Genomic DNA, 10016 nt, shown 5'->3' on the forward strand with positions numbered 1-10016 from the left:
AAATCCCAGGAAGCCGCTATAACGCCAAAAATACCCCACCTTGCTCATCTTTTACAGTCACTTTTGCCGATCGCGTCTGACCTTGGGCATTCGTCACTTTACACTGAAATGCTTCACCAGGTTTGGCAACTCGGGCTTTGCCGCCGCAATCGACCCGCACATCACCCGCCCCCTGTTGTTTAACGGTTTGCTGGATGTATTGTTCCAGCCGGGATAGCAGCAATAATCCTTTGGTATTCCAGCGAAAATCGCCCTTGGCATCGGTCATTTGCAGGACAACGGGAAAGATGCCCGCGTCGGAAATCACCTGACATTCGTAATTACTACCCGCTTTGAAGGTGAGGTTGGTGGGGCAGTTAATTGCCTGAACGGTAAAGTCCTGGGTTTTGGCAAATTCCTGCCGTAATTTCTCCTCAGTTTTCTGCACCGGTTCAGGTTTGGCAGTAGCCGTGGGGCTAGCCACTGGCGTTGGGGAATTAATTCCGGTCGGAGTAGCGGTGGGGGGCGTGGGGGTGGGAGATGTGACGGTGGTGGGTGGTTCGGTACAACTGGTCAGGATAGCGATCGCCCCCAGGCTCAGCAGGAGATGTTGCCAGCGCTGACTACCACCGCGATCGCGACTTTGGTGTTTTGTGGCAGGTTGCCTCCAATTGAGATGATTCATGCGCCAACGCTCCACGGATGCCTCCACTCAGCATGTAATTCAGGGTCTGTCAGTTTCGGGAAAATCCACTGTCGATATCGAACCCTGCCGTCCCTATTATGCAAGGCAATTTCCTGATTGTGGGGTGGGGGATGCTTCGTCAGGTATTGGTGAGGTATATATCCTAGTCGCAGCGGGTTCTCACCGGATTCAGGAAAAAATGGCTTCCTGGTCTAGCTCAAAAATATAGTCATAGTCGAAGACCAGGGAGTGGGGATGCCGAATGATCGAAAATCCAAAGTTGGTTGTGATCTCGGTGGTAAACGTGGCGATCGCTAATTCAATTAATTTTTTCTCACTAATCTCTGGTTTTCTCACATAATAATCGCGACGAGCAAAGAATAGATGTTCATCCTTGGGCACGATAATTTTATTGATTTTGTGAGTATGTTGAATTGGCTTAATGTAGGTATGAATAAATTCATCCTGATTGCGTTGAAGTTTGTATAGCTTTTCGTGCTGATACCAACTCATGCGAAACATCATTTTAATTAGCTCAAACCCCAAAATATAATTAAATACGTTATTTCGCTCTTCGGTACTCATGACTAACCGTAACGCTGATTCTAGATAGAGATCAGGCTGTCGGCGGACATCTTGAGCAGAGTGGATGTAAAATTGCCGGATATAGCTCCGGAGTAAACCTGTAGTTAGCTCCGTTTTAATGCCAAAGTGTTCTAAATAGTCTTTAACCTTTTGTTTGGTATCACGATCTTCCAAAATTTTAGAGACTAAGCCATCCGCCGTATAGTCATCTAAAAACTCAGCTTGCATCTCGGGTGAGGCGGCACACATCAGGTGGCATAGGGATAGGACGTAGCGGCGTTCTGTCCAACCCAATCCTTCTGCCCATGTCTGAGCTTCGGGGGGCAAGCGAGATAACAAACTGGCTGAACTCAGTAATTCTACAGAAACGGTATCGCCTAGATGCCTATCCATATCCAATTGCAGTGATCAATATAAAAACGTTAATCCTTAAACCAATTCCAACAGCGATAAGATTTGACAGCTTGCTTGATGCGAATGCGCCAAATCGATCGACTTTATAGTAAATCCCTTGAGGGATAGGGGTGATCAGGAAAATTTGCTGGCTCAAAGCCACGGCAAAATTTCACCTGGATTGATGATTCATTTTCAATAATTGAAGAAGCACTGGACTGCACAGAACACGGGGACAGAAGCGAGACAAAAAGAGGTACACCCTATCTCTATTGTTCCCCAGGATTTTCTGCCTGAACATGGTGGAACTACGATTGTAATAAGTTGATGTAATTGCTACTGACACTACTGAGGGCGATCGAGATAGCAAGATGGGGGCATGATAGGAGGAGGATGCAATTGCGCTTGCTTGACTGGGTTCCGTGTTTCTACTCAGGTATCACCAATGGATTATCAAAAATTCATTCATTATCTTCCTGATTTCTACAGCCATTGGGGACAAGCCTCTGTGCAGCCGCAGGACGATCGGTTTCAAGCGGTACTCCAGCAGGTGACAGGTATGACTACCCCAGGTGTCCTGCAACTGCTCAATTTTGCCGTCGCTTGTATGGAACCAGGGGAGGTGTATTGCGAGGTCGGTTGTTTTCAGGGAGCAACGGTCATTGGGGCGCTGCTGGATCACACCGATCGCATGGCTTACGCTGTTGATCAGTTCTCTGAATTTGGCATTGACGTTGAAAATCTCAACCAACTTATACAGAATCTAACTACTTTCGATTTAGAGAACCAAGTTTTTTTCTGTAATCAGGATTTTGAAGCATTTTTTGCTGATGTTCGGGAGTTGCAAACCGACGATCGCATCGGGGTTTATTTCTATCATGCTGCCGATGATTATCGATCGCAGATGATGGGATTGCTGTTAGCAAAATCGTTTCTAGCCGACCGCGCCTTGATGATTGTGGATAACCGGAATCGGGATGCCGTACAGCAGGCAAATTGGGATTTTATTGCGGCTCATCCTCAGTGTGATTTACTACTGGATTTGTCTACTCCAGAGCCTAATCATCCTAGTTTTGGGAATGGCATTCAGGTATTAAGATGGGATGTGCAGACTGCCCATCACTATCAATGGTCAGATCTGGAAAAACAACGAAAGCTGCCATTGCTGCAAGCGTTATCTGACCTGTCAGCCGCTGATCAACCCTCCAAAACCGACATGAGTTTGGAGCGGTGGCGACAGCAAGCTTTAGAGTGGCAACAGATCGGAAAACTGAGTGAAGCCGAACCACTTTATCTCAACATTTTGCAAGGGGATGACCAGGATGCGGTCAGTTGGCATGATCTGGGCATGCTGTATTACCAAATGGAGCGCTACCGGGAGGCTCAAGCCGCGATCGCGAAGGCACTGGAATTAGAGGCGGCGAACGCTACCTATCACTACAGTCTGGGGCTAGTGCTAGAAAAAATAGGGGATATTGCGGGGGCAGGGCAGTCCTATCAACAGGCGATCGCCCTGGAGCCGACGTTTATGGATGCCTATAGTAATCTCGGCAATTTAGTGACTGAGCATGGCGATCCCCACCAGGCAGAACTGATCTTTCGCCGCGCTGTAGAAATTAGCTCGGACTCTCCCGGTTTGTATTTGAACTTAGGTAATACATTGCTGCTCCAACGGCAGGTTGAACTAGCGATCGCCAGTTATGAAACCGCCCTGGAACGGGATCCCGATAACGCCGATATTCTGGAAAATCTGGAGTTTGCCCGCCAATTAGCCACTGACCCAACGCAAGCGGCTCTATTTGTCGGGAATACGTTGTATCAACGCCGCCATTATCCCGAAGCAATTCCCCATCTTGAAGATGTCTTAGCGCAGGGAGAGGCAGAACTAGCCGTGTATGCGGCTTTAGCAGATTGTTTTGGTCAGTTACAGCAGTACGATCGCGTGGTACCGCTGTGCCGAGCCGGGATTGCTCAGTATCCTGATGAGCCTCACTTACGCACTCAACTGATTTTGGCGTTGCAAGAGTTGGGTGACACCGAGGCGGCGATCGCAGAAGCCAGACAATCTGCCCAACACCTACCGGATGAAGTTCTATTTCAACTGCAACAACACCTCTTACTACCGATTTTGTATCAAACTCCCGCCGACATTCAGCAGTATCGGCAACGTTACATTAAGGGTCTGGCAACCGTGACACAGCAGCGGAATTGGGCAAATCCCACTCTGCGGCTAAAGGGACTACAGGCGATCGCTCGGCATCTGAATTTTCTGCTGGCTTATCAAAATGAGAACGATCGAGACTTGCAAAAGCAGTATGGTCAATGGCTGCATGGGATTATGGCTGCCAATTATCCCCAGTGGGTGCAACCATTGTCGATGCCCCCTGTATCCGATCGCATTCGCGTTGGTTATGTTTCGGGCTGTTTCTCAGAACATACGGTGGGCAAACTGATGCGGGGCTGGTTCCTGCGCCACGATCGCACTCGGTTTGCCATTCATACCTACCATGTGTTTCCCAAAAATGATGCCTTGACCCAAGCGGTGCGATCGCACAGTGATGCCTTCTATCAAATCCCGGATGATCTAGAAGCGGTCTGTCAGCAAATCCGGGCAGACAACCTGCATGTGTTAGTGTTTCCCGAGATCGGGATGCAGCCCTTGATGACCCAATTGGCGGCATTGCGACTTGCTCCAGTCCAGTGTTCTTCCTGGATGCATCCTGTGACCTCGGGATTACCGACGGTGGACTACTTTCTCTCCAGTGACTTGATGGAACCACCCAATGCTCAAGCCCATTATTCGGAAACCTTAGTCCGGGTTGCTAACCTGGCGATCGCCTATCCACAGCCGAGTGTGCCGGAACTGACTCAGCCCCGATCGGCGTTTCAGTTACGGGAGGAGGCGGTGGTGTATCTGGTTTGCCAAACGCTGTGTAAAATTTTGCCCCAACAGGATGCGGTGTGGGTTGCGATCGCTCAGCAAATTCCCCAGGCGCAGTTTGTGTTTATTGCGCGTCCGAATGCGTTTGTCGCGGAGCAATTTCGCCAACGCTTACAGCGATCGTTTGCGGCAGTGGGTTTGAATAGTGAGGACTTCTGCGTAATTCTACCGCCTCAACCACAAACCGCTTATTGGAATCTTAATCAACTGGCGGATGTCTTCTTGGATACGATGGGGTGGTCAGGGGGGCATACTACGTTAGAAGCGATCGCCTGTGGGCTACCGATTGTCACCCTACCCAGTCGGTTTATGCGAGGTCGGCATTCCTACGCCATCCTCAAAATGCTCGGAGTCACCGATACAATCGCCCAAACTGAAGCCGACTACATCGCGATCTCGACCCGGTTGGGGTTCGATCGGGTCTGGAGAAATCAGATTGTGCAAACCATGCGCGATCGGTTCTCTCACCTGTATGACGATCAAACCTGCATCACTGCCTTAGAGCAGTTCTATGAACAAGTAGTGCGAACAGCTCTGACTCCTTAAGAATTAACGGAAACTTCATCGATTTAGCTCAAAGTTTGTCGGAAGTTAACGCAGGATCAGCGAAGTTTAAATTGTGACATCCATTCACCCTGTCGGAGACCGTTGATGAAACCTCAAGCCTATTTACTCGCTACCGCTAGTTTAGTCACCCTGGCGTTGCTGGGAGCGAGTTCATTTCAGGCGGCTTCTCAGCAAATGTTCCGTAACCAAACGGCTCGGGTTGGCATGATGACAACCATGAAGCTACTCAATTTGCGTTCCCGTCCAGTTAGCCTATCCTCGCCAACGGCTCAACGGGTCACGGCTGCAACCCCATCAGTCAGGCTACTTCAGTCCACTAGCTCTTTCGGCTGGAACCAACGATTTTCGTTGGATCATTCCCTCAACCAAGTTGAGCAAATGACCGATGCCTTGTTGACGTTGAAGAAACTGTCTACTCAAGGTCAAGTTGCCTCTAATCAACCTCTAGTGTTTGGCGTTACTGAGACGCAGTTACAAACGGCGCAAGAAGTAACCTGGCTGAATTTTGGCGAAAGACCGCTACAGCACCCCAACTATCATCTGCAAACGCTGGATCTGGATCTGCCTCAAGCTCAAAGTGCTAGGGGATCGCAGCCAACCCTGGATACCACAGCCCATCTCCAGTTTTCAAAAGAAGTCAAACCGCTCCTCAATTCCCCTAAAATGGCTGATCAGTAACCAGGGATTAGGGTATGGTCGTTAGAGTTATTCGCCCTAGGCGATTAGTGACTACAACCCAATGAATCACCTCTGGCAATAACGGAACGGTCATCATTGTATGGAGCAGGAATCTTTGCATTCTCCCCAGGTGTTGGGGATTGATTTAGGAGGGACAGCGATTAAACTGGGGCGTTTTACTCGGGATGGTACCTGCTTGCAAACCTTGACCGTTCCAACTCCCCAACCTGCCACTCCAGAAGCGGTATTGCTGGCGATGGTAGAGGCGATCGACCAGGTTGATCCTGACCATCATGCCCAGGCGATCGGGGTAGGCACACCGGGGCCGGCGGATGCGGCGGGTCGGATAGCGCGGGTGGCGATTAACTTAAGTGGGTGGCAGGATGTGCCGTTAGCGGACTGGCTGGAAGCGAAGACCGGACGATCGACGGTAATTGCCAATGATGCCAACTGTGCTGGGTTAGGGGAAGCCTGGTTAGGAGCGGGACGCTGGTTTCGCCATTTGATTCTCCTAACCTTAGGGACGGGGGTCGGTGGGGCGATTATTCTGGATGGCAAGCTGTTTGTCGGACATCACGGCACAGCAGGGGAATTGGGCTTAATTACCCTGAATCCGGATGGGCCACCCTGTAATAGTGGCAATCAGGGATCGTTGGAGCAGTATGCTGCGGTCACAGCGATTCGTCGTCGCACTGGGTTAGAACCGGAAGCACTGGGGCAACTGGCGATCGCGGGAGATGCCACAGCCTTAGAGTTTTGGCAGAGTTATGGGCGGGATTTAGGGGCAGGATTAGCCAGTTTAATTTATGTGTTGACTCCAGAAGCCGTGATTATTGGTGGCGGGGTTAGTGCCAGTGCGGAATTTTTCTTCCCGGCGATGCAAACGGAAATTGAACGGCGGGTGTTGCCCAGTTCTCGCGCGGGATTGCAACTCCTTAAGGCGGAGTTAGGTAATCAAGCCGGGATGGTGGGGGCGGCGCGGTTGGCATGGCAATCCCTGAATCCAGTGCCAGCGGCTTAGAATACGAGAGGCAACTCTGTACTTGGGTAACGTTGACATTGCTTATGGTTTCGGCTAAGAAGACTGCTCCTGAAATTGCTGGTACTCAGGCCCCGATCGCTGCCGATTCCTGGCAGATCAAATTGTTGTATGACAGCGAATGTCCGTTGTGTATGCGAGAGGTCAACTTCCTGCGGCGACGGGATGCGGGGCGGGGATTAGTCACGTTTGTGGATATTGCCGACGATCGCTACTCGCCGGATCAGAACGGGGGAGTGGATTTTGAGACAGCAATGGGACGAATTCATGCGGTACTCCCGGATGGTACGGTGATCAAGGATGTCGAAGTCTTCCGGCGGGTTTACGAGATTTTAGGCATGGGTTGGATTTATGCCGTGACCAAATTGCCCCTGCTCGGAGCGATCGCTGACTGGTTATACGGGATTTGGGCAGACTGGCGGTTGACGTTAACCGGACGACCAAATCTGGACACGATCGTTCGCGATCGCCAAGCCCGGTTAGAGTGTCAGATTGAGGGACGGTGTCGGCTACCTGAGTAGGTTGCGGAGCCTGCACCTCCAGGGCTTGCCTGTAGCTCGGGAGAATTTCTGCTGTTTCTGCGAAAAATTAGTGATAGCCTTTGGCTAACTGTATTTATCACTGCTATGAGTCGCGATCGTGAACCTGCCATTAGCCTGCTGCTTTACCATGTGTTCAAATGGTCGGTGGTTAGCCCCATGTTTCATCTCTATTTTCGGGGACGGATTTATGGGGCAAACAATGTGCCACGGCGGGGACGGCTAATTGTGGTTAGCAACCATGCCAGTGATTTTGATCCACCAATTTTATCGGCTTGTGTCCGTCGTCCGGTGGCATATATGGCAAAGGAGGAACTATTTCAAGTGCCCTTGTTGAAGCAAGCGATTACTTTGTACGGTGCCTATCCAGTTAAGCGGGGTTCCGCCGATCGCAGTGCCATTCGAGCCGCATTAGCCTCGCTGGATCAAGGTTGGGCGGCGGGGGTATTTATCACAGGGACACGTACCCCCGATGGACGGGTGACGGATGCAAAGTTGGGAGCAGCGATGATTGCTGCCAAAGCCCAAGCGGCTCTAGTACCTGTGAGTTTATGGGGCACCCATGCCATTATTCGGAAAGGGTCGGCAGTACCCCGTCCTGTGCCCCTGACGGTGCGGATTGGCGAAGTGATTCCTCCCCCCGCCTCCACCGATCGCCAGGAGTTGGAAGCGGTCACACAACGCTGTGCTGATGTGATTAATGCCATGCATGACTTGGGACGCTAGCTGTTACGCTTAAGCGATCTCATCGGGATTCGTCACCACGATCGTGCTACCGTTACTCTCGCCATCTCGCAACACCTGTTTTAGTTGCGTGAACAGTGTTCCGAGTTTGCCATCTTCAAGCAGGGTGTTAATTAACGATAAGCCACTGGTGGAGAGCAGAAGTTTATTCACATCCTGGGCGGCTCCGCCGTTACCGTTGCCGTTGGCACCTGGGAAGGAGTAAATCCGGGCATCCCCCAAAACTCCCGGTTGGGGAGCCAGGGCTTGCAGGATTTCGGGCAGGCGATCGGCGATTTCCGGGAATAGTGTGATCACCAAATTGGCAACTAAGTTGGGATTGCTGATCACATTCTTCGCTTCCATCTGGGCGCGGATGCCATCGGCTTCGGCTAGGGCTTTATCCCGATTGGCATCGGCTAAGGTCCGAATCGCTTCTGCTTCCAGTTCGGCGGCTTGTTGGGCAATTTCTGCCTGCCGTCTGCGCCGGAAAGCATCAATTTCCACCACGTTTTGATCGAGAACTCGTTTTTCCTGGGCTTCCTGTTCGGCAGCGATCAGGGCTAACTGTTTACTCCGTTCCGCTTTTTCGACTTCAGTGGCTGTAGTCACCGAGGATTCGGCTTTTGCCCGAGCGGCTTCGGCTAAAAAGCTATCTTTGCGTTTTGTCGCCACGGCGATCGCCACATCTTCCTGAGCTAACCGAGCCAAGCGATCGGATTCGGCAATTTGCACTTGAGCCTGGAGCCGACTTGCCTCTACGGTTTGTTGACGGGTAATTTCAGCAACTTCCGCTTCTTGCTGTTGGAGAGCTTGCGTTACCTTAAGTTGTTTGTTGCGTTCTTCTAAGGCAATGTCGGCATCAATTTGACTTTGTTGAACCGACAACTTGCGGCGAATTTCTTCTTCCTCCACTGCCTTCGCTTGCAGAATTTGCGCCCGTTGGGTGGCAGCCGCTTCTTTAGCTTTGGCTTCTTGAATTTCGCGATCGCGTTGGGCGGTTAAGGCTTCAATCTGCAAGTGTTGAGCCAACCGAGCGCTTTCCTTTTCCTGGGCAATTTGCAGCGATCGTTTCTGGGCATCCAGTTCTTTTTGTTCAATGGCGACCTGAGTCGAGAGTTCCACTTCCCGTTTTTGCTGGATCGATCGTTGAATGGTTTCGGTACGGAGCCGTACCCCTTGAGAATCAAAGAAATTATTTTCGTCGTAGGTGTCGCTTTCTTGAATCTCGGAGATGGCGATGTTGTTAAGCGTCAATCCCACTTTGCTGATGTCTTGCTGCATCAGATTCAGCACTTCCTGCGCGAACCCTAGTTTATCGGAATCGACTTCTGCCAGATCCTTATTTTTGGCGGCGGCGCGAATGGCATCGTCTGCCCGTTTCTCTAAGGCATTTTTAATATCATCTGGGGTAATCCGATTGTTTTGCGATAGGCGGGCGGCGGCGGTTAGCACATCCTCTTCGTTGGCATTGATGCAGACATAGAAGGTCACTCGCATATCTGCCCGCAGGTAATCCTTGGTGCGGACAGCCAACTTACCAGTCCGCTCCACATCAATGGAAATTTCCCGCAACGGGACGCGAGTCAGTTCATGGAATCCGGGCAGCACAATACAGCCGCCATTCAAAATCACAGTCTTTTTCTTGGCAAAAATGCCCCCTGTCCGCACAAAGGCTTCGTTGTTGGGCGTGATTACATACACCCGTGTATATGCCCAGACGCTGAGGAGTAATAGGATAACTAATCCGGCGACCAAGCCAGGGAAGAAGAGCAGTCCGGTGCTGAGATCGGCGGCTCCGGTTTGGGCGAGGGTGGGGGAGATAGAGGGAGTGAGTGAGGTGGGGGTGTTGAGGGAGGTGTTGGGGGCTGTCTCTTATACACATCT

8 protein-coding genes are annotated in these 10016 nt (G+C 51.0%); 5 read left to right on the forward strand and 3 right to left on the reverse strand.

All coding sequences use genetic code 11. The annotated features are described in order from the left end of the window. Positions 1-16 precede the first annotated feature (16 nt). Together ACN4EK_RS28020 and ACN4EK_RS28025 are read right to left on the reverse strand one after the other, a co-directional pair. Positions 17-664, reverse strand: a complete 648-nt coding sequence (locus tag ACN4EK_RS28020) for a DUF4333 domain-containing protein (RefSeq protein ID WP_431661708.1) — start codon at positions 662-664, stop codon at positions 17-19. A 189-nt stretch (positions 665-853) separates the two neighbouring features. Then, a complete protein-coding gene (locus ACN4EK_RS28025) occupies positions 854-1642 on the reverse strand; it encodes a cobyrinic acid a,c-diamide synthase (RefSeq protein ID WP_431661709.1) in 789 nt (262 codons plus the stop codon). 445 nt (positions 1643-2087) lie between these two features. On the opposite strand from ACN4EK_RS28025, the gene ACN4EK_RS28030 reads away from it, so the two are divergent. The 5 genes from ACN4EK_RS28030 (at position 2088) to ACN4EK_RS28050 (ending at position 8132) form a co-directional block, all read left to right on the forward strand. Further along, positions 2088-5129, forward strand: a complete 3042-nt coding sequence (locus ACN4EK_RS28030) for a tetratricopeptide repeat protein (protein WP_431661711.1) — start codon at positions 2088-2090, stop codon at positions 5127-5129. A gap of 105 nt (positions 5130-5234) precedes the next feature. Further along, positions 5235-5828, forward strand: coding sequence for a hypothetical protein (locus ACN4EK_RS28035; RefSeq protein ID WP_431661712.1), 594 nt, complete (start codon positions 5235-5237; stop codon positions 5826-5828). Positions 5829-5928: 100 nt separating this feature from the next. Beyond that, positions 5929-6849 carry an ROK family protein gene (locus ACN4EK_RS28040; protein ID WP_431661714.1) on the forward strand — a complete coding sequence of 307 codons (921 nt, stop codon included), beginning with the start codon at positions 5929-5931 and terminating at the stop codon, positions 6847-6849. A 44-nt stretch (positions 6850-6893) separates the two neighbouring features. Then, the gene (locus ACN4EK_RS28045; protein WP_431661715.1) at positions 6894-7388 is read left to right on the forward strand and encodes a thiol-disulfide oxidoreductase DCC family protein; all 495 of its coding nucleotides are present in this window, start codon (positions 6894-6896) and stop codon (positions 7386-7388) included. 105 nt (positions 7389-7493) lie between these two features. Next, positions 7494-8132: a lysophospholipid acyltransferase family protein gene (locus tag ACN4EK_RS28050; protein WP_431661716.1), complete on the forward strand. Its 639-nt coding sequence runs from the start codon at positions 7494-7496 to the stop codon at positions 8130-8132. A gap of 9 nt (positions 8133-8141) precedes the next feature. Here the strand turns inward: ACN4EK_RS28050 and ACN4EK_RS28055 are convergent, their stop codons facing one another. Next, positions 8142-9887 carry a flotillin family protein gene (locus ACN4EK_RS28055; protein WP_431661717.1) on the reverse strand — a complete coding sequence of 582 codons (1746 nt, stop codon included), beginning with the start codon at positions 9885-9887 and terminating at the stop codon, positions 8142-8144. Positions 9888-10016: the final 129 nt, after the last annotated feature.

The organism is Pantanalinema rosaneae CENA516 (assembly GCF_050753385.1).
Classification (GTDB): domain Bacteria; phylum Cyanobacteriota; class Cyanobacteriia; order Leptolyngbyales; family Leptolyngbyaceae; genus Pantanalinema; species Pantanalinema rosaneae.